The sequence below is a fragment of the Vibrio sp. 10N.222.55.C6 genome (assembly GCF_041473395.1).
In the GTDB taxonomy this organism is placed as follows: Bacteria; Pseudomonadota; Gammaproteobacteria; order Enterobacterales; family Vibrionaceae; genus Vibrio; species Vibrio crassostreae_C.
The window spans coordinates 1-285 of sequence record NZ_JBFRSD010001111.1; the positions used below are offsets into that span (position 1 = coordinate 1).

The following is a 285-nucleotide window of genomic DNA, read 5'->3' on the forward strand; positions in this document are numbered from 1 at the left end:
ATACTGTTTGCTGCAGTATAGAACTCTTCATCCATATTGGATTCATCAGGGCAAGATTTGTCATCGCAGGTAGTCAAGTCAACGGTAAAACTATCATCTTTCAGTCTCTGTAAAAGCGCTTGTTGTTGAACAATGTTATCCGGTACCTGATTAATGAGCTGTGTAGAATCCCAATTAGACAGGCCAAGCTTGCGCCAATAGTTATCACCAACGTAGGTCATGTGCATTTCAGCAAACAAGGCATTACCTAAGTCCGTCATACCGCCATCAAGATGTAGATATAAC

Annotated in this window: 1 pseudogene; it reads right to left on the bottom strand. The window is 41.4% G+C overall.

The features are described 5' to 3' along the window. Nucleotides 1–285: pseudogene (locus AB4486_RS27775) on the bottom strand (hypothetical protein); the annotation flags it as partial.